Here is a 25,546-nt window from a genome sequence, read left to right as displayed (position 1 = left end):
TAAACTAACGATGGCAGCTTGTTTTCTAAATATAAAGGGATCTCGACTTAGTCATTTTTTGATTAGTTCTTCGGTTCGCATTTTAGAATTGATACTCTTTAAGCTATTAGTTCTTCCTTCTTACAATAAAATTTTGGTGATATATTGAGATAAATAGCCGAAAGATAATGTTAAAGAGCTGTATTGGTCGAATAATTTTGAATGTTGTTAGCTTTGTGATCCTAGTAGAATTCTCTTTTTCTTGTTTTTGTGTTGTGGATGTTTTCTTATACTTATTAAGTTAACTATTCAATTTTGATCAATAAACCTTGCCATTTGGTTTTTTTTCGTCAAATTCTTAATTGTTTCAATTAACCAACTACTGTACTTTTTTACTTGCATTTGTCCTAAATTAGTTGTGTTAACCCCTAAAACACGCAGTTATGAAAAAAGTAGCGGTTTTAGCCGCAACATTCCTTTTGGCATCTATTCCATTTATGGTAAATGCTCAGGAAAATGAAAAAAAGGCAGTTAAAGAGACAAAAAAAGAGGTAAAAGAGACAAGGAAAGAAGTGAAAGAAACGAGAAAGGAGTTGAAAGAAAATAAGAAGGATTTAAGAGCTGCCAAAAAAAATCAAGTAAGTGAATTTTCAAAACGACAATTTGAAGTCGATTTTGGAAAGAATCTATCTCCAGTTTGGTCAAAAACTACGCATTACGACATTGTGGAATTTGTTAAGAACGGACAGAAAATGGTTGCGTATTACAACCAATCGAATTTAATAGCAACCAGCATGGATAAAACGTTTGCAGATCTTCCATCTAAAGGGCAAAAACATCTCAAATCAAAGTATAAAGACTACACTATAAATTCAGTGTACTTTATAGACTACCGTGGCAGCGATGCTAGCGAAGGCATACAATTCTATGGTCGAGAGTTAGATCGAGACAACTATTTTGTAGAATTACAAAATGGGAAGAAGCGCATGATCATTAAAGTTGATGAAAGTGGTAATATAGAACTTTTCAAGCTGCTTTAGCCTATTCGTTTTTTTAGATTTAAGCGCAGGCAATGTCTGCGCTTTTTTACTTTTAGGCAGACCCTATTTATATCCTTAGGCATATTGCATAAGGAATTTTTGTATCCATGCTCTACAAGGTTGGATTGTTCTTTTCTTTTAGCTGTAGGAGCTTTTTCTAACTATTTAAAGTGTAATAATGGCTTGCAGAATTAACTCTTCTTGCTTGACAAGAGGAATGGCCAACCGTAACTTATGGTAGATGAATATTGGATGTAATACTAACCAAAAACATGAGCGCCATGAGAAAGATTGTACAAGTTTTGGCAGTAGCGCTTGCTCTATTTGCCACAACTTCGTGTAGCGAGGAGATGCAGGATCCGCTCTTAACGGCTGATTCTGGCGTAATGGAAGTTAGTGGAGGTGTAGTCTTTGCACCAGGAGTTCCAACTACTTTCTGTGGTTCTGATACAGTGACGCTTTGGGCCGGTAAGACTATTAATGCAGGTAATGTTGTGATTGCAAACGATGCAACAAACCTTTACGTAACAGTCACTAGTACGTGTGGATTCCAAGCCGTATCTGAAAATATTAAGATGTGGCTAGGAACAAACTTGGAGAATCTAGATGGAGGTGGAATTACCCGTCCAAGTGCAGGCGGATTCCCATATAAGGCAACTGTAACAAGTGGAAACACCCATACATTTACAGTACCTCTAAACCTTATCCCATTCTATGATGCTACAAAATGTGGGGTACAGCCTATTTATGTTGTCGTTCATGCTGACGTTTTGGTTTGCGATGGAAGTGGAAATCCTTCTGGTGGAGAAACCGCATTTGGAGGTGATGTACCAGGGCCAGGGTCAGCATGGTGGTTCTACGGAATATACACTCCTGCTTGCTGTGAAACACCACCACCTCCTCCTTCAACAAATAAGTTAGGAACAGCATTTGCTAAGGGAGGATGGGTATTCACTACAGATAAGAAATCTAATCCCGAAAAACTTCCAAGCCTCAACTTAACTAAAAACCGTTGGGGTTGGGCTATAAATCTTACTACAGCAGGAACTACAACATATGATTTGTGGGTTGGTGCTGGATTGAACTACACATCCAAAGGAATCAAAGTTGGTAGTGTTACTATTACCTATAACGGTTTGCAGGCTATAGTTACCTACACCTTAAATTCTGGATATGCCATTGAAGAGGCTCATGTATATGCAGGCGATTATAAACCTACAACATTGGCTCCTGGACAATATGGTAATACTATTTGCTTCGATCCTCTTGTAAGTACTTACACCTTAACAGTAGATGTTGCAGATACTAATGGAGACGGAGTATGGTTTATTGTACATGCCGTTGCTTATGGTCCAAGTTTAACAAATCCTGTTTAGGAATGCTAAGTTTTGTGTGTTAGTTTTATTTGGAATGATGGAGTCATGAGAAATTGTGACTCCATTTTTGTTAGATATTTTGTGCTGAACTTTATGTACAGATAGGCTGCGTTCTGAATTCTAACTATGCCCAATAAACATCCTTATGCCTAGGGCAACAAGAAGAATGGCAAATATTTTTCGTAATGTTTCTTGAGGAATACTAACGGCTGTATTACTACCCAGATAGCTCCCTATGACAAATCCGACACAAATTATTGCTGCTGTTTTGACGTTTACGTACCCACTTTGATAGTATTTCCATACCGCGAGAATTCCAATCGGAGGTACAAGAAGTGCCAGTGTGGTACCCTGTGCTGCATATTGTGTAAAGCCAAACAGTAAAACAAGTGCAGGAACAATAATAATACCACCTCCAATCCCGACAAGTCCGCTAAAGTAGCCTGCGGCTATTCCTAGAAGTATCAATCCCAAAATTAGAAGTATAGACATCTGCTTGTTGTTTGTAGCAGGCATTTCCCTGTTGTATTTTTAAAAAGACGAAGGCTGCTTTATAGCAGCCTTCGTCGCGTATTATTGGTTCGATTTATATGCTAGGTTGCATAGCTTATAAAGCATACGGGCGCCTACGTTAGCATCCCATTCTCCCTTATCGTCAGGAGCAACCTCCACAAGATCGAATCCTACGATCTTACGCCCACTCTCAGCAATTAACTTTAGCAGGTAGATGGCCTCTTGGAAGGTAAGCCCTCCAGGAACTGGGGTGCCGGTGTTTGGACAGCAATCGGGAGTAAGCCCATCGATGTCGAAGCTGATGTACACCTTTTTAGGCAGCTGCTCGATAATCTGTTCGCATTGGTCGTGCCAGCTCATTCCTTGAAATTTTTCTTCGCAGAGTTCGAAGTCAGTAAATGGAACGATCTTCGGATGGCTCATAGCTAAAGAGATTTCCTCTTCGCTAAAATCGCGAACCGCAACCTGCACTAAACGATCCACAGCGGGAATCTTGTCGAGCACGTTGTACATGATGGATGCATGCGAGTAGTTGAATCCTTCATAGGCAACGCGTAGGTCGCAGTGCGCATCGATGTGCAGAATTCCCAGACTCTCGTGCTTTTCCGATAGCGCCTTTATTAGCCCAAATGGAACGCTATGCTCGCCGCCAACTACACCTACAATCTTTCCTTTCTCAGTCCAATTTTTTGCTTCGGCGTAAACGTAGTCGTTAAGCGACTCTGAAGCGCTGTTTATGGTTTTAAGATGCTTGACGATGGCCGGTGAATCCTCAGGCTCTCCATTTTCTAAGCGTTCGATGACATCTTCAGCAAGCTCTCGTAATTCGGCCGATTTGTCGCGCCAGCCCTCATCAATAGGTAAGGTTCCGATGCCAACCTTCCAGGCATCCTTCACGAATGGATCGTGTAAATCTAGCTGTGGTGAAGCATTTAGGATAGCTTGTGGACCATCTGCCGTGCCGGGTGCATACGATGTGGTAACATCCCAGGGCACCGAAAGTAGTACAACATTTGCCTCTTCGGGCGAGTAAGGAAGGGCAAAGTAGTTGCCGTTGGGCTGTCCAACTCCGTTAGGGTTAAACTCCATATTATAGCTCGTTTAGCATTCGTTTTACAAAGTTGGGCAGGGCAAAAGCACCTCGGTGTACGTTTGCGTTGTAGTAGTTTAGCAGGTGGTTGTTCCCAAATGTTTCGGCGCACTCGTCCTTTACATTGGTAACATCAATATCGCCCTTAACACCTAGTTGGAAACTCCAAGTTCCCGATGGATAGGTTGGGATATGGAATAGAAGCGTTTTTACTTTTTCGTTTCCGAATACTTCTTTTAGGCATCCGTTTAACTCTACAAAGGCTCGATCGTTGAATAGTGGCGATTCTGCTTGGGTAACCAAAATACCATTGGGCGTTAGCGCGTTGAAGCAGCTTTCGTAAAACTTCTTCGAGAAAAGGCCTTCGGCTGGGCCAACAGGATCAGAGCCGTCTACAATAATAAGGTCGTAGCTTTCGGGCTTTGCTTCTTCTACAAACTTAATACCGTCGCCAACAATAAGTTTAAGCTTTGGGTGGTTAAAGCTGCGCGATACCGATGGTAGGTACATTTTGGACGCCTCGATAACATTCTCGTCGATTTCCACCATGGTAACTTTTTCTACCGAAGAGTGCCTCAGCACTTCGCGAATGGTTCCTCCATCGCCTCCTCCAATCACTAACACCTTCTTGATATGACCATGCGAAAGAATGGCGGGGTGGCTTATCATTTCGTGGTAGTGGCTTTCGTCTTTCTCAGTACACATTACCATGTTATCGATGGTGAGCGTTGTTCCGTATGCATAGGTATCGATAATCCGCGTGCGCTGGAACTCTGAAGTTTTATCGTAAAGCACCTCACCGGTGTAACGTAGCGATAGCGCTTGGTTTTCGTCCTTGTCGGTAAACCATACGTTACGGTTAAAGGTCTCGGGGTTGATGTGCTTCTTGGCCTCTTCGCGGATGTTGTTCATGTCGAAATGCATGCGTTGAAGTAGGTTTAGCGAGCCTCGCTTCATTTCTAGGGCCGAGTAGTTGGACGATTCGAACACCTTCTTTAGATAGTCGAAGGAGATCCAAGGATCTACCGAATCGCCACAGGTAAACAAATCGACAGCGGCGTAACCGTATTCGGGCCATGTGTGAATGGCTAAGTGGCTTTCCTGAATAACCACTACTCCCGATACTCCGTAAGGGGAAAAGTGGTGAAAGGTGGAGTTAATAACCGTTGCCCCTGCTTTGGTAGCGGCTTTCACCATTCCTTGCTCGATAACAAACACGTCGTTGAGGATTTCGGGATTACATCCCATAAACTCAACCAAAATGTGCCTTCCTAATGCTGACATTCCGTGGGTTTATTTTATAACATTCAATAATTCAGCAAAGATATTCCAATTGAGAGTTTTTTCCAACGGATTATAAGGGACTGCAAAACGAAAGTCGTTAAATGAAGTTATTGTTAATGCTACACTTGGTGCAGCTGAATAGGGCTAAACAAATGCTTTTAGGTAGCCTTTCTTGCTCACCGATTCTTTTTCAAGATAGCCTTACTTAGTGAGAGGAAAAGCGTTTTAACAAGATGTTTGATATCAATATACCTAGAAATCAAAAATATGGGATTATACCACAAATTCCCTCCACCTACATTTAACATCATGTTAACCAGCTCTAACATATCCTTAACCCCAACAGCTCATTTCTAGCAGTATGTTTGTACTGTAAAGCAAGCAGAACGCCACCCGAGAAGGACACGCGATGCTTTCGCAGAAAACCATAGAGTTTGAATAATAGTAGAAACAGCCTTTTCATAGACTTTAGGTTATTGGTTAGACATAAGAAGCCCCGATGAGACATCGGGGCTTCTTATTTTATAAAGTTCCGATGTCTAACGTTTAGTCGTAAGTACGCTGCTTAGAACGCTGCTTTTAACGGCCGTTAAAAGCGAAGATGGTTTAGGTTTAACAATTAACGAAGCATTAACGAGGTCTAACAAGACCTTAACTCCTATCGCACTTTTTATGCAGTATGTTTGTATCGTAAAACGTTGGTAGAGAACCAAAGGTTTTACACTCATGATTAGACAGTTTTTTTCATAGATTTAGGTGATTGGTTAGACACAAACGACCCCGATGTGAATCGGGGTCGTTTGTGTTTATACCTTAGGCTAGTGCTTCGTCCTGAATAGGTTCGATAGCTGCCAAATAATACTTGTTTTCTCTTTGGGTGGAGTATTCAGTTCCCAAGGGGTTAGCGGCGTTGCTTTTGCCTTTTCTTCTTCGATGTCGCCTTGTGGAATCATTTTACTTTCGTACGTTGCGTAGCCTGCCGGGATATTCGATCGAAGGAGCACCTTCCAAATTGATTTGTTCTCCTGGTTCTGTACGATACAAAGCTCGGTATCCCAGGTAAGCCAGCTGAGCAGGTCGGAGAGCCTAGAGAAACCTAGTCGGCTATTGGTAAAGCCAACAATAATCTCGCGGATAGCACAGTCGAAGGTTGCAGGATTGACGCCTTCGGTTAGGCTGGCCCTGAACTCGGAATCGGCAGCTATCCACTCTATAACTTCCTTTAATTTTTCCACTATTTCCTTGGTGCTGGCGTTAGATGATATCGACTTCACGTCACGGGTTAACCGCCGTATTCGCTGGTCGCGTATCTCGCCACAATCGTCGTGCCCAAAGCGCTTTATGTTACCCTTGCTTAGCGTTACAGAGTTAAGCGGTTTGGCGCTCTTTAGGCCAATCCTAATATCGGAAGGTGGGAATAGGTAGATGGCTAGGTCGGTATTGTCGATGGCGTGAGCAAGGAAGTCTATAAAGCGGTCGAACCCGAGCATTGTAGGATTAAAGTTGGGGATGGCAGCCCCAATAAACTCGCGAATAACCGAGGGGTTAATGCCGTTCTCCAGCGATCGCTTATACTCCTTCGAGGCAACGAAGGCGGCCAGGAGCTCGTTTATACGAATCCAGATAAGGTTGCTTTCGTTCGCTTCCTTGCCGTTCAGTTTCTCAATGAGGTGCTGGCTACGCGTATCAGAAACGCGTACCTCTACCTTGTCGTTGTCCACTTCGGGATCTTCAATCCAAATAAAATGGTCGCAGGCCGAGGCAAACATCTTGTTGGTGGACTGCTTGTAGGCACATCCTACAACCACCTTACTGTACTCGTGCAGCTTGCGGGCTAGGCTGGCATAGGCTCCATCACCCGAAATAATGACGTAGGTTGTTATCTCGGGATGGTTGTGCAGCGTATCTACCACATCTATGGCAAGGCGGATATCTGCAACGTTCTTTATGACACCACCCTTGGGGCTTGTCACCGTAATAGGCTCAATGTCGAGATCTATAAGCTCGGCATGCAGGAACGCAAGAGTTGGGTTCAGCCAGTTGGCATAGGCCTTATGGCTGGCAATCCTTCCTGTTTTGCCCGTTTCACCAATCTTTTTTAGGATGTCGTGGAGCGATAGCCCTTGGACTATCTTCTTGCTGAACCCGTAACCCTTAATCAGGTTTTCGACATCGTAGAAGATGGCGGTGTTGTAGGGCGCATTTACGTCTGTTGTTGCATTCATTGTTAGGCATTTTTAGGTTAATAATTTAGGGCTGTTAGCTTGGCCTAATAGGGCGTTGGTATGCTCCTATTCGGGTGTTGCGGCTATCTGTCGCGATTATAAAGTTAAAAAAAGTTATATAATAGTAGGTACGTTTGACGAAAAAAAATCAGATGGCTCATTTCTGTGCTCTGTTTTGAATGTGAGAGAGGCAAAACATGTTATGATGTTCTTTTATTCTACAATTCAACCATTGTAGGGTTGCTTTGCATATCCCTGACCATTCGTTTTGAAGTCCACATGGGCTTCTAGAATAATTCGGTTTGATGGAAGCCTGCACATAAAATAAAAGCGAGAGGTAGACGATTTCTCTTACCTCTCGCTTTATAGTTCTTTTAGTTGATCTCTACAGGGGCGGTGACTTAAACCTTCGCAGCTATCCCCTACTTCAATTGTTTACTCCAAATCTCGTATCCTTCTCTGGTAAGGTGTAGGCCGTCGTTTGTTAGCTCCTTGCGCAGCGTATTGGTGCCATTCTCTGTAAAATAAGGGAATAGGTTGAGGAATGGGATCTTACGTTGAGCAGCTACGGCTTCCAACTTTTGGTTAATCCGCGGAATTAAATCGGTTTTGCCTATTAGTGACTTATAGCGCCCAACTGATTCGTTGATGGGCAGTAAGCTTTGTAGGTACAGCTTAGTCTTGGGTGATTCGGTTTGAATCCGGTCGATAACCTTGGTGAGCAGCGCAACCACGCTGTCGGCCGAAAGGTTGTGCGATACGTCGTTTACTCCAAGCATCAGGTATATTTTTTTAGGCTTACCGGGTAGAATCTGGTACAGGCGATCGTACACGCCCATGGCTTCGTCGCCAATAATACCGCGGTTGCGCACATGCTTGGCGTTTAGCAACGATGCCCAATCGCCACCATTTTCAGTCATGCTGTCGCCTAACATTACAATTTCGTTATCGGTTACAGGAGGCTCCTTTTCGAACTCGAGCATCCGCTTGTAGTAGTGATCGGTATACTTGCGAGCAGGGGGATATATCGAGGCGGCAACCGCGTTGGCAACAAGCGAGCGTAGACGGGTTACTTCTCCCTTATCCTGAGGATGAACGCGGTTGGTTAAGAGGATAACCGCCGTTTGGCTGTCGGGGTCTACTACGATTGAGGTGCCGGTGTAGCCAGTATGCCCGTAGGCGTTTGGCCCGAACAGGTCGCCCTTGTTGGAGGCGAATGCCGATGACACATCCCAGCCCAGCGATCGACCAAATGAACTCATGCTCTGCGGCACATGGGTTAGCGCCTGAACGCCCATAGGGCTGAGAATTCGCTTGCCGTTATACTCTCCGTTACCAAGAAGTGCTGCCGATAGCATGGCTAGGTCTTCGGCGCAGGAGAATAATCCAGCATTGCCTGATATTCCCCCATTCATCTCTCGTGCCAGCGGGTCGTGGACGATCCCCTTAAGAACCGTTCCGTCCTTTTGCTTCTCGGTAGGAGCACATAGCTCCAGCATCTCCCCTGTTGGGTTGTAGTCGGTATGGCGCATCCCCAGTAAATCAAAAATATTTTCCTTGGCGAAGTCTCTTAGGCTTTTACCGCTAACTTCCTCTACAATCTTCTGCAAGGTAATGAAGTTTAAGCAGCTGTACTTAAACGAAGTTTCGGGGGTGGTGTCGCGCTTGCAGGTGGCAATGTACTCTATTAGGGTACTGGGGCTTGGAGCGGCGTGCTTAGCCTTAATCTCGGATATTGGCGCATAGGCAGGTAGACCCGAAGTATGCGTAAGAAGGTCGATAATCCGAATGTTGTCGGTGAACGATGGAATGTAAAGGCTAACCTTGTCGAGCAGCCGAATCTTGCCCTGCTCTACGAGTATCATGGCTGATATTGCAGTGGAGACGGGCTTGGTGCACGATGCCATGTCGAATACCGTGTTAACCGTCATGGGTTCCACGGTTGGGTACACCTGCTTGCTGCCGTAGGCCTTTAGGTAGGCCATCTTCCCTTGCCGAACAACGGCCAAAACGGCTCCTGGGATTTGCTTGCTGTCGATGGCCCTGTTGATGGCCTCGTCGGCGTAGCGCAGCTTTTGCGAATCCATGCCCACCTGCTCGGGCATTACCCGTTGCAGCGGTTGCGAGGCGGCCTGTAGCGCAATTAGCAACGAGGCGGCTGCTACTAGTAAAAGTTTCATATATCCTGTGTTTTAACGGTTGGTCGGGTGCATTCTGCTGGCGGCTGTTGCTGGCGGCTGCCTGCTGCTGGTTTCCTAAATGTGGGGGAACCCAAGGGCTCTTTGCTGCGGGGGCGTTTGCCCTTGCTCCGTTTAGGGTGGCACAAATTTATCAAATGAATGCTCTTTTGGTACAAAAAGAGTACTGTCCCCGCCAATTTTGCGCGAAAAATGGGAGGGTATGCTCCCAACGGGATGAATGGCCTTAACTTGGCGACCGTTGGAAAAATTCTCGTGAAGCCCGTTGCCTGCTGCTACTTTTGCTGGACGCTCTTGCGTTCCTTTATGTAGCGCTCTAGCTGTGCGATCCCCTCGTTGGAGATATCCTTCATTAGCTCAATTACAGGAAGGACTTCGTCTGTGTGGCGAAGTGGACGTAGCGGATGGTCTGGGGTGTCCTCTTCGTTGCGCAAAGGTGTCCAGGTGAGCAGCTCATTAGGCGTGCAGCCGAATTCTACGCAGAACTGCTCCAGTTCGTCTAGGCTAATCGTGCGATTTTTTCCGAAGGCTAACCAGTTTGCCTTTTTCTTCCCGTAGCCCCTTTTCTGCAAGTACACGGCAGGCTCCTTTACTCCTTTTTGCAATAGGATGCGCTGTAAGCTTAGCTGTAGCATTGGTTGTTGGTGTTGGTTAGTAAGCCCTTAAGGTAGCGAAAAAATATATATTCTGTTCTTCGAAAGGAGTTTTTGCTGCCACGATTAGAGTTTTTATTACCACTCTTGGAACTTTTGGGATCAGACTTGGAGTTTACCGTGCCACACTACGAACTTATGATGCTATTAGAAGAGCTTAGCTTTCTATATCTGGAGTATATCATGCTAGGTTTTGAATCTACCATACCACTGTTAGAATTTACCCTTTCAACGTAGGAGAATGGCGTGCCAGCATTGGAACTTTTGAATCCATGAGCAGACATTGCCGTGTCACGATTAGAGCTTTGTTCAAAGCTTAAGACTATTGGAGCCCGAGTCTTTGACAAACGAGGCCCACCCCAGCCGTGAACTTTATGAGAATGTGCCTGTTTTGTAGAAACAGCACGCAACGGGTAGTTCAGATCGGGCTCCAGCATACTGGGAATCATTATTAACTTTCAATATCTAAGACTATGAAGAGCAGGATCGTTGAAGTAAAGTGGGCGGCAATCTTTATTGTCACCATGCTGGCTTGGATGCTTCTAGAAAAGCTTACAGGGCTACATAGCACCCATATCGACAAGCAGCAGTACCTTACAATGCTGTTTATGCTACCCGCTATTCTGGTTTACGTACTTGCCCTTCGGGATAAGAAGAGACGCTTCTATGGCGGAGAAATGACCTATATGCAGGGATTCGTATCGGGGGTAATCGTTACCGTTATTGTTACCGTTTTAAGCCCGCTTTCGCAGTGGGTGATTTCGTACGTGATTACGCCCGAGTACTTTCCAAACGTTATAGAGTACTCTTTAAAAACGGGTTACTTCAAAACCGTAGAGGAGGCTCAGGCGTACTTTAGCTACAGCAACTTTGCCATCCAAAGCGTAGTGTGGTCGCTGGCTATGGGAGTTGCCACTTCGGCAGTTGTTGCCATCTTTGTCCGAAGCAGGAAAAGGTACTAGTGCAGCATGCAGTCAGCAACAGGTCTTAAATAATTTTTAAGTATGGTAGAGCGTAATACGAACGAGAAGACGTACTCAATGGGCGTAGGCGTTGCCCTTGGATTCGCCATAGGAGCAGCGCTGGGCGTTGTTGTTGGCGAGGTTTCGGGCGATATTGCCCTTTGGCTTTCGGTAGGCGTAGGCGCTGGAGTTGCCTTTGGGGTAGCAATAGGTGTATATCTCGAAAATGGGAGGAAGGCAAAGAATTAGTGGTTGTAGTCAATCTTCACGAAAGGTATCCGAGAACCCGCCTGGTTTGTTAAGGCCAAGATAAAAAAAGGCCGTGGGCACCACCCCACGGCCAAACCTAAATCACAACCTAATCTCTCCTATAAGTAAACCAGTAAGAATCTTACCAAGGAGTTTATTTTACTTTGCTTCGCTTCATCAGCTCATCAATCTGTCGAAGGGCAATCTTGGGGTTGGCTATAACGTTGCAGCCGCCTACGCAGCCACCTTCGCAGCTCATCACCTCGACAAAGTTGCCGGAGCACGATTTTGGGAGCTGTTTAAGGGCGCGAATCTGCGCCTTATCAATTCCGTTAACCACCAGCGGCTCGATGTTGGCGGTAGGAGCGTAGGCCTTTACGGCGTTGGTAACGCCACCCGAATAGCCGAATCCGCGGGCTACGTTGGTAATCTCCATGTTGATGCTTTCGGGCTCTGTGCTGGTGATCTCTACGCCATGAGCCACCATTAGTGCGCCAAACTCTTCGAAGCTCAGCACTAGGTCTACGTTGGGGTCGTAGAAGGCCTCGTGGCGCTTGCCCGTACATGGGGCAACCATAACTAGAACGCCGTTAGGATACTTTTGGCGGGCTACCTCGGCGGTGTAGTACATGGGCGATTTGGTGTGCGAGACGAATGGCTTGAGTTCCGGAATGTGCTTGTCTACCAGGTTGACGTAAGATGGGCAGCATGAGGTGGTCATGAAAGGAGCCCCTTCGTCCATGCGCTCCAAAAACTCGGCCGATTCGTTTTGGGTGGTGATGTCGGCGCCAAGGGCAACCTCTACCACATCGTCAAACCCGATCTCCTTTAGGGCGCCTACAATCTTTTCCATCGGCACCTTAAACTGCCCGGCAATTGCGGGTGCTACCATCGCCACCACCTTCTTGTCCGACTTGAATCCCTGGTACAGCTCGGCAAAGTGGGTCTTTTCCATCACCGCTCCAAATGGGCACGCCACCACGCATTTCCCGCAGTTGATGCACTTCTCCTTGTTGATATGCTCTATGCCGTGCTCGTCCTTCGAGGTGGCTCCAACGGGGCACGATTCCTCGCAGGGAACGGGCTGGTATATGATGGCGTGGAATGGGCATACCTTTTGGCATAGTCCGCAGTTTACGCACTTGCTCGATTCGATAACCGCCTGTCCGTTGACAAACACGATGGCGTCCTTGTTACAGTTCATCGTACATGGTCGGGCAACGCAGCCACGGCACATGTTCGTAACCACGTAGTTTGCCTTTACGCACGAGCTGCACGCCTCGTCAACTACCGTAAGCATGGTGTCGGTAAGTTTCTCACGTTCAAGGGCCATTCGGGCGTATTCCGAGAGCGGAGTAAGCTCGTCCTCTTCGTCTTCGATGTTAAACCCGAGCAGCGCCATTAGCTTATACTTGATAACTGCACGATCTTTGTGAATGCAGCAGCGCGATGTTTCGCTATGCCGTGGTCGCATTTCGATAGGAATTCGATCAATTTCCTTCTCGATAGTACCTTCGTTGAGCATTTTCGCGAGCCTGGTCATTAGCTCGCGGCGAATTAGCATTGCGTTGTTGGTTACAGCCATTACTTTCCTCCTATTTCGTCCTTTATTACCTCTATTATTTTTGATACCGATGCTTCTCGGATCACCTTCCCGTTTACCTCTACGTATGGTGCCTTAACCGGCTTTTCGTTGTTGCAGTATCCCAAGCATGGCGATCCTTTAACGGTAACTCTGTCTTTTAGCTCTGCAGGAAGAGCCTCTGGTAGTGTCCAAAGCTCCGATCCGCCCATTACGTAGCAGAGCGTGCCGGAACATATTTTTACAGTTGTCATAAGGTTAGTTGTTAGCTTCGTTTTTTTATGTGTTTTAACTGGAAGAGTACCCATTGGGGAACTTCTCTAGCGTCTGTAACTTCCGTCTAAATAAACTGTAGCCTTACCTCTTTCAAAAACTTTTCTTCGAGTAGCCTTACGATTCGTTTTACTACATTTCTCCGAATCTCGAGCTCTACCGGAAGGTTGGGGTCTTGGTGGGCTATGTTGATTTTTGTACCTACCACAAAGTCGATGATGTCGTTTTGTAGCAGCATCTTTACTATCTCAATAGCTGGACCATCGCCCTCTACTTCTCCTGTTGTGTGCTCGTCGAGCAGCTGCGCCACTTTCCCAATGGTAAGGATTCCTTCTGTAATCAGGTCTACACCCTCCATTGACGAGGTAGGGGGGAGCCCCGATTTTCCGACATCGAAGCCAACCTCGATCTCCTTACCAAACTCGCGCGAAAGAATTTGGGCGGTGGTTCCTCCGCAGATGATCTTCTTGCCGGGGAACGATTTTACGATGGAGGCTAGGTGCTTGTCCTTCTGCTCGTGGAAAGGAGGCCCAGTGCAGATAAGGAGTCGGCGTGGCTCTCTAAAGTAAACTACGGCACATGTAGTGTCGTCTTTAGAAAGGTAGATGTCGTTCTTTTGCGATTGTTGTACAATTTTTTTTGCAAGAGCCGTGGCCGATTTGTTGGGCTTGCTCTTTAGCTCCTTTATGATGTACTTCTGTACCGCCTCGTCGCCCCAGCCAAAAGGCATCTGCAGCGTGCCCATTCCCGATTGGGTAACCCCATCGGAGAAGAGTATCATGCGGTCTTCCTTTTGAGCTATGAAGTGTGAGCGGTACATTACCTTTTTGCGGATGCTGCTCTCCTCAAGCGTAATGCTTTCCTTTTCGGGCGTAATTACCTTGCCGTTGCGGATAAGTACGAACGATGGGTTGTCGTACTCCACCACGTTTGTTTCTCCGTCCGACTCAATATCTACAATGGTGAAGGTGGCATAGCTAATTTTTCGTTCGCTATCAACCGGCAGCGTTTTCATTACGGTATGGGCTATTCGGTCGATAGGCTCTTTCAAAAGCGTATAGTTTACCGCCATTGATGCAGTAAGAGATGCCAGTACGTTGGCTTTGATGCCGCTACCCAAACCGTCGGAGAGCACCATAACTAGGCGATTCTCCTCCTTTATCTTTTTCGAGAGGAAGACATCGCCGCATACTGGTCGGCCCTTGCAGTTTTGCTGCCACATGTCAACTTCTATGAAAAATGGGTTATCTTTCACTGCTTTCGTCAATTTGGTATGCCTCCAGAATGGTGTTGAGCATAGTTTCGGTACGTGATGCATTCTCACCAAGTAGGTAGGCTATTTTTTGTACGGTTTCCAGGTTTTCTTGGATAACCTTTTGTGTTCTCTTTACAATCTCATCGTTGCGAACTTCAGGAACAATGAGATCGCGCATTATGGCGCAAACAATCTTATGCTTAAGTACGGTAAATATTGATACCTTAAAAAGCTTATCGTTGAACCTTACATCGCGCTCCATGATGTCTTTGCCCGTGCTAAGCACCGACGAGAAAAGCTTATGAAACGAAACTAGCTTTGCAACGTTAGCCCCGGCAAGTCCTGGGTTTGTTTCGTTGATCATCTCGATCTCGGGCCCCATCATCTTGGCAAAGCTCTTGTTCGATTCTATAACCTTCATGTCCTCGTCTACGAGCAAGACTCCCGAGGGCATCTTCTGAAGTAGTACTGTTGCTTTATCGTTGGCAACCTTGCGCATGTACGATACGCACATGTTGCGCTCTGCTTGTCCGTCGATTAGCGCTGCGGCAAAGTCTCGACAGCTGTCGTATCCGCAGCCTCCGCAGTTTATTTCATCTTTTTCAGATAGCTTTCCGATAGCGCTCAACGATCCGAAAAGATCGGCCTCAGCATGCTGCCTTTTTTGGACTGGATAAATGTTACTGAAACTACGACTAATGCTTATACTTGGAGCGTAGGCAGCAGCTTTGGCGTCACTTTTGTTTTTTCGGAAAAGTTCCGATTGTATCTTATATCGTTTTACTGCAGTTGAATTTTTAGTTACTGTCCCTGGACCATGAATGCAGCCTCCGGTACACGAAAGCAGTTCTAAAAATAGCTTTTGGCTCGAGTCCCAGTTGTCGATGCTGTTAAGCGTTTGCCGTATAGCGTCGGTTCCCGAGAAGTTCATATATATGGTGCTGTTCTTCTCCAAATCCGCCGATACTCCAGCCACCATTCCTCCATCAAGAGGGTAAATAGAACCCATATTCGAGGTGTATGGCTCAAACGTATCCTCGTTTTCAGGAATTAGGTCAAAGTCTATGCCTTCATCGTTCATCCACTCTCGCAGATCGTTGAATGTAAGTGCTACGTCAATAATATTTTTGAAGTTGTCGGCTTCGCGTTTTTTTGAGATACATGGTCCAAAGAAGATGGTTTTTGCATCCTTGCCAAACCATTCCTTAATCATCAAACCGTGCGTAACCATCGGCGAATGTATTGGCACTATCGAGTCGCTGATAGATGGGTAGTACTTGCAAATTAGCTCAACTACCGAAGGACATGCCGATGAGATAAAAATACCCTTATCGTGCTCCGATATGTAATGGGCCGTCTCTTTCGATACTACCTCTGCTCCAAGTGCCGTTTCCGAAACTGCGCTAAATCCGAGCATTTTAAGCGCACGCGTTATTTTAGAGATGGAAACGTTTGGAAACTCGGTAGTGTAAGATGGAGCGATAGAGGCTACCACTACGCTAGAGTTGTTTATGACATTGCGAGCGACCTTGATGTCGTTGCGAATTTTCTTTGCGTTTGCAGGGCAAATGGTAACGCAGTTGCCGCAAAATATACAGCGTTCCCCATCAATCGATGCGCTACCTTGGCCTACGTTTATCCCCTTAACAGGACAGTGACGGATGCACTTGTAGCAATCCTGGCAGTTGTTTATCTCGGTGTATATGGGATTCGCTAAGTTCATTGCTGCTGTTTAAGGGCGTTTTCGATATGTGTTATTGCAGTGTTGAAGCGCACTTCTTTGTATACAACTCCATCTATGGTAATTGTAGGTCCGCTACTGCATATGTTTGAGCAGAGTTTCCCCTTAAAGTTTACCTTCTCTTCAAGATCGTTTTCTTTGAGGTGCTTTTTTATGGCTTCTAGCATTTCTCTGTTTCCTCTGGAAAAGCAAGAGCTGCCAAGGCAAATTAAAACTTCAACTTTTTTCTGCATATCCTCAACGCGTATTTGATGCCATTAAGGCTTGTATTTTAGCGATGTCTTCCTCTAGCTTTTCGATCCCATTTGTATTGATGCCGGCAATACCATCAGGAAAGACAAGCTCAACTCCTGACATGTTTATTATGGCTTTTGCGCCAGCATTTGCTGCAATATTTGCTGCGTGCTGTGCCTGTTCTTTCTCCGTAGCAATAATCATAAACTGAATATGCATTCGGTCAGAAAGGCTGTCTATCCTATCGGCACTTAGAACCTTTATGGCATCAATCTCGTAAGGCTCAAGATTGGGAGAAGGATCGAACGCTGCAACTACTTTTATACCTTGCTGGGCTAATTCCTTAGCATGGATTATCTTCTTTGCTTGTTTACTGTTACATATCAAAAATGCCTCGCTTAGGCGATTGACAACCAAAAATGACTCAAAGGCATCAATGCCAATGCCTATTGGAATTGAATTGTTTAAATGGTAGATGCCCAACAGATGAAGGTCGTTAGATACTGATGCTTTGTTGTATCCTAATTCTGAAGATATTTCGTTAATATCGAAAATATTACGACCTTTTACCTTTTGAAACTTCAAATAGGTAAGGTAGCGCAATGCTCGTTTCCTGAACTCTTCGGTTAGTATGTATCCTTTTTCATTCATCTGCTTACGTGGATGGCAATATGTGTGCCATAAAATATAATAATCAGTAATACAGTATTTAACGATATGTTTGTCTTTGATATTGTTATAACAGTAACATCTAATTGTTGTTTTATAGGACGGTTTGGTTAAATAAAAGTGTAATAAAATAAATCATTGATTTAAAATAGGACAATGCTTGATAAAAAAAATAGGCCGAAGCCTATTTTATTCTCTTGAAGTGGTTTGACTAAGCAGGATGAATTGCTTCTACTGGGCAAACATCGGCGCAAGTTCCACAATCGGTGCATACTTCTGGATCGATTTTGTAAATATCGCCAGCAGAAATTGCCTCAACTGGGCATTCGTCAATACATGTACCGCAAGCGGTGCAATCGTCACTAATTTTGTAAGCCATTACTTATTAGTATTTGGTTAAACTTGTAAAAGGTTTGCTTTCGACAAATTTAAGCCGAATTATTATAAAGAGAAAGTTTATTCGGCAAAAAAATGGCGATGTGTTGTTTTTTTGGTGATGCTAGAGCCTTCTACCTTTTGCTAGAGTTCGTTATAAGCATTGTTCTGTCTTTTGCTATTTCTCTTTATGGAACTCTTGTGTTAGGTTCCTTGTTGCTCTAGCAAGGTCTTGACTAGGATTGTAAGTGCAAAGGTTCCAGTTTTTAGAGCGTTCTCATTAGCAATAAATCTTCCGTTGTGAAGCATTCCCGAAGAACCTTCGATGCCACCCACGCCCAGTCGGAAGAAAACAGAAGGGTAACGATTGCTGATGAATCCAAAATCTTCCGTTGTCATTCGTATGTCTAAATCAATGACATTTCCAGAGCCGAAGTTTTCGATAAATGCTGTTCTTGCTTTATCTGTTATTTGAGGATTGTTGGTTAGGCACGGGTAACCCTTTTTTATATCAACGACCGCTTCTGTGTGGTGGGCTTTTGCGGTACTCTCTGCAATTTCTTTGATACGCTCATGCGCTATTGCTCTCCACTCTTCGTTCATAGTTCGAAACGTGCCTTCTAACTTTACTGACGAAGGGATGATGTTAGTAGCTCCATTGGCGGTAAACTTGCCAATGGATAATACGGTTGGGATGCGAGCATCTCCAATTCTGCTGGCTACCTGCTGTAGGCTGACAACAATGCTCGAAGCAGCCAGAACGGTATCGTCCAGCGTATGCGGAAGGGCAGCATGGCCTCCTTTCCCTTTTACCTCTATGTGTATTTCATCGCCAGAGGCCATGTACATTCCAGGGCGAATACCTATTTTGCCTGTTTCTATTTCGGGGGATACGTGAAGAGCCACGAATGCCTCGATATCTTTGTCGTCGAGTATTCCTGATTCAAGCACTTTTTTGGCGCCACCTGGGAACATTTCTTCGCCGGGTTGGAATAGTAAATAGATGGTTCCTTTTATACTCTGTCGATTTTTCCAAAGTACTTTTGCTGCGCAAAGAAGGGCTGCCGAGTGCATGTCGTGACCACAGGCATGCATTATGCCTCTGTTGGCTGATGTGTAGGGTAGGTTTGTTTCTTCTTCAATGGGAAGAGCGTCGATGTCTGCTCTGAGACCGATTGATTTTCCCCTTTTAGCACCTTTAATAGTAGCCAGTATGCCAGTATCCGCGATGCTCGTTATGTCGGTAATGCCGATTTCTTGTAGCTTGTTGGAAATGTATTTAGAGGTCTCGTATTCTTCGAACGAAAGCTCAGGATGTTGGTGCAGGTGCCTAAATACTGTGGTTCCCCAACTGTAGTTTTCTGCTATCTGCTGCTTTATTTGGTCAAGATTTATCATTGTAAGCCTTTGAAAGTTTTATTTTGCTGCTAAATTTGAAGCAAATCTACCAACTTTTAAAGTTGGGGAATAATTTTTGTAAGACAAAAAGTCAATCATTAAACAAATACTGTACAATAGATTTTTGCAGTAGAACGTTTGCCATAAACGACAGTTAATTGTTAGAGACTAAAATAGCAAAGGATGAAAAAAAAGATCTTATCGTTATTGGGATTGCTTCCTGTATTAGTAGGCGTAGCCTTGGGACAGGCGGTAAAGCCTGTTATTAACTTCCCAAAAACCACACATGATTTTGGACAAATAGAGGAAAAGGGAGGCCCTGTATCGCATTCTTTTACCTTTACGAATACTGGGAGAGTCCCTTTAATTCTTACCAATGTGGTTTCTTCGTGTGGCTGCACCACGCCGGAGTGGCCTAAGGCCCCCATTCTTCCTGGGAAAAAAGGGGTGATAAAGGTTACTTTTGACCCTATAAATCGTCCAGGGCCTATAGATAAAAGCATTACGGTATCGTCGAATGCAACGAAGCCGCTGGTTGTTCTAACCCTTGGTGGTTTCGTAAAGGAAAAGGTTAAGGATGTTTCCGATTTATACCCGCGTAAAATTGGAGAGTTGCGCATGCAAACCTCGCATCTTGCTTTTACGCGCATAGATCCTGATGCTGTTGTTACTAATAAGGTAGGAGTCGTTAATACAAGTTCCAATCCTATAAGCGTAAGGCTTTCGGGTATTCCTGCGCATCTAAAGGTTGAGGTAAAACCATCGACTTTGAAGCCCAACGAGAAAGGAGCCATCATGGTTACCTATGATGCTAAGAAAAAGAATGACTGGGGCTTTGTTGTTGACAATATGTCTGTTCTCGTAGATGATAAGGCTTACGATGACTGCCGATTTACGGTTAGTGCTACTATTGAGGAGGACTACTCTAAAATGACGCCTGCCGAAATGGCCGCTATGCCGACAGTTAAGTTTGATAGAACAACCTACGATTTTGGTGAGGTCTCTGAAGGAAAAACGGTTGTGTACGAGTATACCTTTAGTAATCTAGGGAAGAAGGATTTGATTATTCGTAAGATTGGTACTAGCTGCGGCTGTACTACAGGTACGCCTAGCGGAACTGTAATCAAACCTGGAGAATCGGGGAGCATTAAGGTAAGCTTTGGTACTTCAGGTTATAGCAACCGTCAAGGGAAAACGATAACAGTGGTGACTAACGATCCGAAAAATCCTTCGATCATTCTTCGCTTGACTGGAAATGTTAAGTCGAAGTAGAATGTAGAATCAAACGCAATCTTATAAGTGGCCCGTCAGCTAGCTTGACGGGCCTTTTTTGTGCTAAAGTCAGATGTTGTGACGATTAAGTACGGAGCTTTTACGAGAGGTTGTTTGTGGCGAATTTATAAGAATGTTTTATTCTGGTTTCTAATTTATATTGTTATAATTTTGCGTGCAAACATGAAGTATCCCAAAGATAACATTTATGGAAGATAACGAAAGCAAAAGCGCATTAAGCGTTAACAGCGGGGTGGAACAACCTCCTATTGTTAACCCAAATGCCTTGGCTCAAATCAAAAGGAAAAAGCGTAAGCCTTTAACTCTCGACGACTATGTTGAGGGAATATTGGCGGGGAATAGAACTATACTTAGCCAAGCAATAACCCTACTTGAGAGCTCGTTGCCCGAACATAGCGAACTTGCTCAACAAATTATAGAGAAGTGCTTGCCGTATAGCGGTAAGTCGGTAAGGCTGGGCATTACCGGCGTTCCTGGAGTAGGAAAGAGCACGTTTATTGAGGCAATTGGAGGTCAGATTACGGCTTTAGGGCATCAACTGGCTGTTCTTGCCATCGACCCCAGCTCCGAGCGCTCGAAGGGCAGCATCCTTGGCGATAAAACCCGCATGGAAACGCTTTGCGCCGATCCAAAAGCGTTTATTCGCCCTAGCCCATCGTCGGGCTCGCTGGGTGGCGTTGCCCGTAAGACCCGCGAAACCATTATACTTTGCGAAGCCGCTGGTTTTGATGTGATATTCATCGAAACAGTTGGTGTGGGACAGTCGGAAACCGCCGTTCATTCGATGGTCGATTTCTTCCTGCTGCTGATGCTTGCCGGTGCTGGCGACGAGTTGCAGGGTATCAAGCGTGGTATCATGGAGATGGCAGATCTTATAGCCATTACCAAGGCTGATGGCGTAAACGCTACTAAGGCAAAGTCGGCAAAGATAGAATACCAAAGTGCGCTGATGCTTTTCCCCGCCACCGAGTCTGGCTGGAGCCCCAAGGTGGAGACCTGCTCCTCGTTGGATAACGCTGGCATTATGAATATCTGGGAGAACATAGAGAGCTACGTGGCCCTAACCCAGGAGAACGGATACTTCCACAACCGACGTAAGGATCAGGCCCGCTACTGGATGATCGAGGCTATCAACAGCCGATTGATGCGCAACTTCTACAACAGCAGAGAGGTGAAGGCCAACCTCGAACTGCTGGAGCAGCAGGTGCTTGACGATAAGATCAGCTCGTTTGCTGCAGCAAGCAAGCTGCTGTCGATTTACTACAATTCGGAGAAGCACTAGCGCTTCGTACCATAGGATATCAGGAAAGGACGCGATGAGCTAAGCAAGCTTATTCGCGTCCTTTCCTCGTTTAGTCCCAAAGGGATGCGTGGCGGAAATAAAATGTCCAACGGCGGGGAAGTTTTCTATTTATCGTACAAAAGTGCCAAACGACGCTGTAGTTTTTCGTAAAACGATAAATAAGTGTTATTCTACAGCGTGGTTTTCTATAAAATGGAATAAAAGTACGAATCAACGATGTGGTTTTTCATACAGCGAGAATAATTATCAGCCTACGTTGTAGTTTTTTGCACAGCGGATTTGAGTGTCAAACAACATTGGAATTATTCATATATCGGAATAAAATCATCAAAATTCGGTAGAGTGTTTTGAATAGTGGAATCGAAATGACGAAGTCGGGTGGCACGCTTAGTATGTCGGTAGGGGCGAGGCAACCTGCTGCGCCGTTCTTTAGGAAAATGGGATGCCTTGCTTGATGGTGCTTAAATAATGCAAAAAGCAGCCGTTAGGCTTCTTTAAAGGCTGTAGTTTTTCCTCGTTCTGCTAGAAATAGTACATTTGTAGGCTTGTGTATAAATAGGAGAATAATGATGACAGGTATTAGCATGGTTGACCTTAAAGGTCAGTATAATCGTATAAAAGACGAAATTGATGGTAGGATGCAGGAGGTGGTCGGTACGGCGGCATTTATAAAGGGACCGCAGGTAAAGCTGTTCGAGGATCATCTTTCGCGTTATTTAGGCGTCAATCATGTTATTGGATGCGGTAATGGTACCGATGCGCTTCAGATTGCGCTTATGGCGCTTGGCCTTAAGCCCGGCGACGAGGTTATTACTGCCGATTTTACCTTTATTGCCACCGTTGAGGTTATTGCGCTGCTTGGCCTAAAGCCGGTATTGGTGGATGTTGATCCGGACACCTATACCATTGACATCGAAAAGTTGGAAAAGGCAATTACGCGCCGTACAAAGGCAATAATTCCAGTTCACCTTTTTGGGCAATGTGCCGATATGGAGCCTATTCTGCTTCTTGCGCAAAAGCATCACCTTTTTGTTATTGAAGATTCCGCCCAGGCAACGGGTGCCACCTATACCTTTGCAGATGGTACGGTAAAGCATGCAGGAACGATGGGGCACATTGGGACAACATCCTTCTTTCCTTCAAAAAACTTAGGCTGCTATGGTGATGGAGGAGCGCTTTTTACCAATGATGATGCCATTGCCGACAAGATACGAATGGTTGCCAACCACGGGATGCGTGTAAGATACCATCACGAGATGATTGGCGTTAACTCGCGCTTAGACACGCTTCAGGCAGCTGTGTTGGACGTTAAGCTAAAGTATCTAGATAACTATAATAGGGCACGTCAATCGGCAGCCGAGTACTACGATTCTGCATTCGAAGGTGTTCCGGGCTTAATGATCCCGTTTAGAGCCGATAATTCTTCTCACATATTCCATCAGTATACCGTGGTTCTCGACGAGGATGTAGACCGATCTGCGTTGATGAACTACCTTCAGCAAAAGGGAATTCCTTCGATGATATACTATCCGATTCCGCTCCACCGTCAGGAGGCGCTGGGCGATGCTCGAGGAAACGATGTAGACTTTCCGGTTACAGAAATGCTTTGTAACAGGGTGCTTTCGCTGCCTATGCATACCGAGTTAACCGAGGAGCAACTGGGCTATATCTCCAACTCGGTAGTTGAGTTTTTGGCCAACAGGTAGTGAATAGGGGCTATCTCTTCGTTAAAATATTACTACTTGTTACTAACGTCTAAAATCTAACATAAATGGCAAACTACTTTGCCCACGAAACGGCAGTTGTTGATGAAGGTTGCCAAATAGGCGCCGGAACTAAAATATGGCACTTCTCGCACATCATGAGCGGATGTACTATTGGTGAAGGATGCAACATCGGTCAGAATGTTGTGATTTCGCCCGATGTTGTGTTAGGGAATGGTTGCAAGGTTCAGAATAATGTCTCGATATATACCGGCGTAATTTGCGAGGATGATGTTTTTCTGGGGCCATCGATGGTGTTTACCAACGTAACCAATCCACGAAGCGCCGTTAACCGCAAGAGCGAATACCGCAAGACGGTTGTAGGTAAGGGGGCAACCATTGGTGCTAATGCCACAATCGTTTGTGGTCACGATATTGGTGCATACGCCTTTATTGGTGCTGGTGCTGTGGTAACAAAAACCGTGAAGCCTTACGCCTTGGTGGTAGGCAATCCTGCCCGTCAGATGGGTTGGATGAGCGAGTACGGTCATCAACTGAAGTTTAATAGCGAGGGAATAGCCGTTTGCTCAGAAAGCGGAGAGCGTTACCTGCTAGAGAATGGTGAAGTAAGAAAGATTGCATAAGGAAGTGAAGAATTCGTGATACTTGTGTCGAAATACGTGATACTAGTAGAGCAAAAAATATTTCAAGGATGAAAAATTTCGGATTGATAGGTGCTGCCGGTTTTATTGCGGTTCGCCACCTAAGAGCAATTAAGGAGACTGGCAACAATCTTTTGGCTGCGCTGGATAAGTTTGATAGCGTTGGCATCATGGATAGTTACTTTCCCAATGCCGACTTTTTTGTGGAGTTCGAGCGCTTCGACCGCCATTTTGATAAGCTTAAGCGCCAAGGACAGAAGATTGACTACGTAAGTATCTGTACGCCCAACTACCTTCACGATTCGCATATCCGCTTTGCGCTTCGCCAGGGGGCCGATGCCATTTGCGAGAAACCGCTTGTGCTTAATCCTTGGAATATCGATGCGCTTGGCGTTATCGAAAAGGAGACAGGACATAAGATTAACAACATCCTTCAGCTGCGCCTTCATCCTACCATTATTGCGCTAAAGGAGGAGATTGAGAATGGGCCGAAGGACAAAATTTACGATATCGACCTTACCTACATCACCAGCCGCGGCAACTGGTACTACACCTCGTGGAAGGGCGATGTGAATAAGTCGGGTGGCATTGCTACCAATATTGGCGTACACTTCTACGATATGCTTACCTGGATTTTTGGCGAGGTGCAGCAGAATACCGTTCACGTGTTGGAGGCTAACAAGGCTGCCGGTTTCTTGCAGCTGAAGAACGCCCGCGTACGCTGGTTCCTAAGCATCGACTATAACGACATACCACAGGATGTTCGCGAGCGTGGGGCACGTACCTTCCGTTCGATTACCGTAGAGGGGCGCGAGATTGAGTTTAGCGATGGTTTTACCGATTTGCATACCGCCAGCTACCGCCATATCCTAGAGGGTAAGGGCTTCGGGTTGGAGTGTGCCCGTCAATCTATCCAAACGGTGTACGACATTCGTAACTCAAAACCCATTGGTAAGGTAGGCGACTACCATCCTTTTGTGAAATAGCGAATAGGGAGTAGTGAGAAGGGAGTAGGGAATAGTGTGAGGGTCTGTTGATGATTTGTAGCTTGATGTTTAAACTCAATCTTGTTTATAAATGGATATCATAACCACTCATCGCGACTTGAAGGTTTGGCAGATGGCTGTCGAACTGGTCGTGGAGCTGTATCGGATGACGGAGAACTTCCCCAAAACGGAGCAGTTCGGCTTAACATCTCAAATCAGACGCGCTGCGGTCTCTATTCCTTCGAACATTGCCGAAGGTGCTACTCGAAAGAACACAAAGGAGTACATTCAGTTCCTATATGTTGCAATGGGCTCCGTTTCTGAAATAGATACGCAGCTCGAAATTGCCAAGAGGTTGGGTTATGCGAAAGCAGAACCGGATATTGAAGACCATCTTCTTCAGGTAAAGAAGATGCTTGTTTCGCTCATTAAATCGTTACATAGTAAGCTAACATAGAGTTTGGATGGAGATTGGTTGTGCGAAAGCCCACTACTCTCTACTC

24 protein-coding genes are annotated in these 25,546 nt (G+C 45.3%); 10 read left to right on the top strand and 14 right to left on the bottom strand.

The annotated features are described in order from the left end of the window. The first annotated feature begins 422 nt into the window (after positions 1 to 422). Positions 423 to 1,019 carry a hypothetical protein gene (locus CLV25_RS09590; RefSeq protein ID WP_131839433.1) on the top strand — a complete coding sequence of 199 codons (597 nt, stop codon included), beginning with the start codon at positions 423 to 425 and terminating at the stop codon, positions 1,017 to 1,019. Between the two features lie 281 nt (positions 1,020 to 1,300). Next, positions 1,301 to 2,395, top strand: coding sequence for a hypothetical protein (locus tag CLV25_RS09585; protein WP_131839432.1), 1,095 nt, complete (start codon positions 1,301 to 1,303; stop codon positions 2,393 to 2,395). Between the two features lie 120 nt (positions 2,396 to 2,515). Here CLV25_RS09585 and CLV25_RS09580 read toward each other — a convergent pair whose 3' ends face one another. The 6 genes from CLV25_RS09580 to CLV25_RS09555 all read right to left on the bottom strand — a co-directional run bounded on the left by CLV25_RS09580 (position 2,516) and on the right by CLV25_RS09555 (position 10,340). Next, a complete protein-coding gene (locus CLV25_RS09580; protein ID WP_165877053.1) occupies positions 2,516 to 2,887 on the bottom strand; it encodes a sulfite exporter TauE/SafE family protein in 372 nt (123 codons plus the stop codon). 81 nt (positions 2,888 to 2,968) lie between these two features. Beyond that, positions 2,969 to 3,997 (bottom strand): agmatinase family protein, encoded by a 1,029-nt coding sequence (locus tag CLV25_RS09575; protein ID WP_131839430.1) that lies wholly within the window; start codon positions 3,995 to 3,997, stop codon positions 2,969 to 2,971. A 1-nt stretch (position 3,998) separates the two neighbouring features. Beyond that, a complete protein-coding gene (gene speE / locus CLV25_RS09570; RefSeq protein ID WP_131839429.1) occupies positions 3,999 to 5,282 on the bottom strand; it encodes a polyamine aminopropyltransferase in 1,284 nt (427 codons plus the stop codon). An 818-nt stretch (positions 5,283 to 6,100) separates the two neighbouring features. After that, a complete protein-coding gene (locus tag CLV25_RS09565) occupies positions 6,101 to 7,507 on the bottom strand; it encodes an NYN domain-containing protein (RefSeq protein WP_131839428.1) in 1,407 nt (468 codons plus the stop codon). Between the two features lie 422 nt (positions 7,508 to 7,929). Next, entirely contained in the window at positions 7,930 to 9,687 is a 1,758-nt protein-coding gene (locus tag CLV25_RS09560) for a serine hydrolase (RefSeq protein ID WP_131839427.1), read from the bottom strand. A 293-nt stretch (positions 9,688 to 9,980) separates the two neighbouring features. Further along, positions 9,981 to 10,340, bottom strand: coding sequence for a helix-turn-helix domain-containing protein (locus CLV25_RS09555; protein ID WP_131839426.1), 360 nt, complete (start codon positions 10,338 to 10,340; stop codon positions 9,981 to 9,983). 491 nt (positions 10,341 to 10,831) lie between these two features. Between CLV25_RS09555 and CLV25_RS09550 the strand changes: the two genes are divergently transcribed. Then, positions 10,832 to 11,320, top strand: a complete 489-nt coding sequence (locus tag CLV25_RS09550; protein WP_131839425.1) for a DUF4199 domain-containing protein — start codon at positions 10,832 to 10,834, stop codon at positions 11,318 to 11,320. A gap of 42 nt (positions 11,321 to 11,362) precedes the next feature. Then, positions 11,363 to 11,569: a hypothetical protein gene (locus CLV25_RS09545; RefSeq protein WP_131839424.1), complete on the top strand. Its 207-nt coding sequence runs from the start codon at positions 11,363 to 11,365 to the stop codon at positions 11,567 to 11,569. A 154-nt stretch (positions 11,570 to 11,723) separates the two neighbouring features. Here the strand turns inward: CLV25_RS09545 and CLV25_RS09540 are convergent, their stop codons facing one another. The 8 genes from CLV25_RS09540 to CLV25_RS09505 all read right to left on the bottom strand — a co-directional run bounded on the left by CLV25_RS09540 (position 11,724) and on the right by CLV25_RS09505 (position 19,096). Continuing rightward, entirely contained in the window at positions 11,724 to 13,154 is a 1,431-nt protein-coding gene (locus CLV25_RS09540; RefSeq protein ID WP_131839423.1) for a monomeric [FeFe] hydrogenase, read from the bottom strand. Beyond that, positions 13,154 to 13,405, bottom strand: coding sequence for an NAD(P)H-dependent oxidoreductase subunit E (locus CLV25_RS09535; RefSeq protein ID WP_165877052.1), 252 nt, complete (start codon positions 13,403 to 13,405; stop codon positions 13,154 to 13,156). Before CLV25_RS09535 ends, CLV25_RS09540 begins: the two co-directional genes overlap by 1 nt. Before the next feature lie 86 nt (positions 13,406 to 13,491). Then, positions 13,492 to 14,679 (bottom strand): SpoIIE family protein phosphatase, encoded by a 1,188-nt coding sequence (locus CLV25_RS09530; protein WP_207895618.1) that lies wholly within the window; start codon positions 14,677 to 14,679, stop codon positions 13,492 to 13,494. Beyond that, positions 14,669 to 16,402 carry a [Fe-Fe] hydrogenase large subunit C-terminal domain-containing protein gene (locus CLV25_RS09525; protein ID WP_131839420.1) on the bottom strand — a complete coding sequence of 578 codons (1,734 nt, stop codon included), beginning with the start codon at positions 16,400 to 16,402 and terminating at the stop codon, positions 14,669 to 14,671. Before CLV25_RS09525 ends, CLV25_RS09530 begins: the two co-directional genes overlap by 11 nt. Beyond that, positions 16,399 to 16,653, bottom strand: a complete 255-nt coding sequence (locus tag CLV25_RS09520; RefSeq protein WP_131839419.1) for a (2Fe-2S) ferredoxin domain-containing protein — start codon at positions 16,651 to 16,653, stop codon at positions 16,399 to 16,401. Before CLV25_RS09520 ends, CLV25_RS09525 begins: the two co-directional genes overlap by 4 nt. A 4-nt stretch (positions 16,654 to 16,657) precedes the next feature. Beyond that, positions 16,658 to 17,305 (bottom strand): hypothetical protein, encoded by a 648-nt coding sequence (locus tag CLV25_RS09515; RefSeq protein ID WP_131839418.1) that lies wholly within the window; start codon positions 17,303 to 17,305, stop codon positions 16,658 to 16,660. Between the two features lie 229 nt (positions 17,306 to 17,534). Further along, the gene (locus CLV25_RS09510; protein ID WP_131839417.1) at positions 17,535 to 17,702 is read right to left on the bottom strand and encodes a DUF362 domain-containing protein; all 168 of its coding nucleotides are present in this window, start codon (positions 17,700 to 17,702) and stop codon (positions 17,535 to 17,537) included. Positions 17,703 to 17,902: 200 nt separating this feature from the next. Continuing rightward, positions 17,903 to 19,096: a M20 metallopeptidase family protein gene (locus tag CLV25_RS09505; RefSeq protein WP_131839416.1), complete on the bottom strand. Its 1,194-nt coding sequence runs from the start codon at positions 19,094 to 19,096 to the stop codon at positions 17,903 to 17,905. 183 nt (positions 19,097 to 19,279) lie between these two features. On the opposite strand from CLV25_RS09505, the gene CLV25_RS09500 reads away from it, so the two are divergent. From CLV25_RS09500 to CLV25_RS09475, 6 genes are all read left to right on the top strand, one after another. Further along, on the top strand, positions 19,280 to 20,368 hold the full coding sequence (locus CLV25_RS09500; protein ID WP_131839415.1) for a DUF1573 domain-containing protein: 1,089 nt from the start codon (positions 19,280 to 19,282) through the stop codon (positions 20,366 to 20,368). Between the two features lie 208 nt (positions 20,369 to 20,576). After that, a complete protein-coding gene (gene meaB / locus CLV25_RS09495) occupies positions 20,577 to 21,671 on the top strand; it encodes a methylmalonyl Co-A mutase-associated GTPase MeaB (protein WP_131839414.1) in 1,095 nt (364 codons plus the stop codon). A gap of 590 nt (positions 21,672 to 22,261) precedes the next feature. Next, positions 22,262 to 23,398: a DegT/DnrJ/EryC1/StrS family aminotransferase gene (locus tag CLV25_RS09490; protein ID WP_131839498.1), complete on the top strand. Its 1,137-nt coding sequence runs from the start codon at positions 22,262 to 22,264 to the stop codon at positions 23,396 to 23,398. Between the two features lie 65 nt (positions 23,399 to 23,463). After that, complete coding sequence (locus CLV25_RS09485; RefSeq protein ID WP_131839413.1) at positions 23,464 to 24,039, top strand: acyltransferase; 576 nt, start codon at positions 23,464 to 23,466, stop codon at positions 24,037 to 24,039. Positions 24,040 to 24,107: 68 nt separating this feature from the next. Next, positions 24,108 to 25,043 (top strand): Gfo/Idh/MocA family oxidoreductase, encoded by a 936-nt coding sequence (locus CLV25_RS09480; RefSeq protein ID WP_131839412.1) that lies wholly within the window; start codon positions 24,108 to 24,110, stop codon positions 25,041 to 25,043. A 91-nt stretch (positions 25,044 to 25,134) separates the two neighbouring features. Next, positions 25,135 to 25,500, top strand: coding sequence for a four helix bundle protein (locus tag CLV25_RS09475; RefSeq protein WP_317129318.1), 366 nt, complete (start codon positions 25,135 to 25,137; stop codon positions 25,498 to 25,500). Positions 25,501 to 25,546: the final 46 nt, after the last annotated feature.

This window comes from Acetobacteroides hydrogenigenes (assembly GCF_004340205.1).
GTDB lineage: Bacteria > Bacteroidota > Bacteroidia > Bacteroidales > ZOR0009 > Acetobacteroides > Acetobacteroides hydrogenigenes.
The sequence above is the reverse complement of the archived record's forward strand: the minus strand, read 5'-3'. Positions and strand labels throughout refer to the sequence as shown.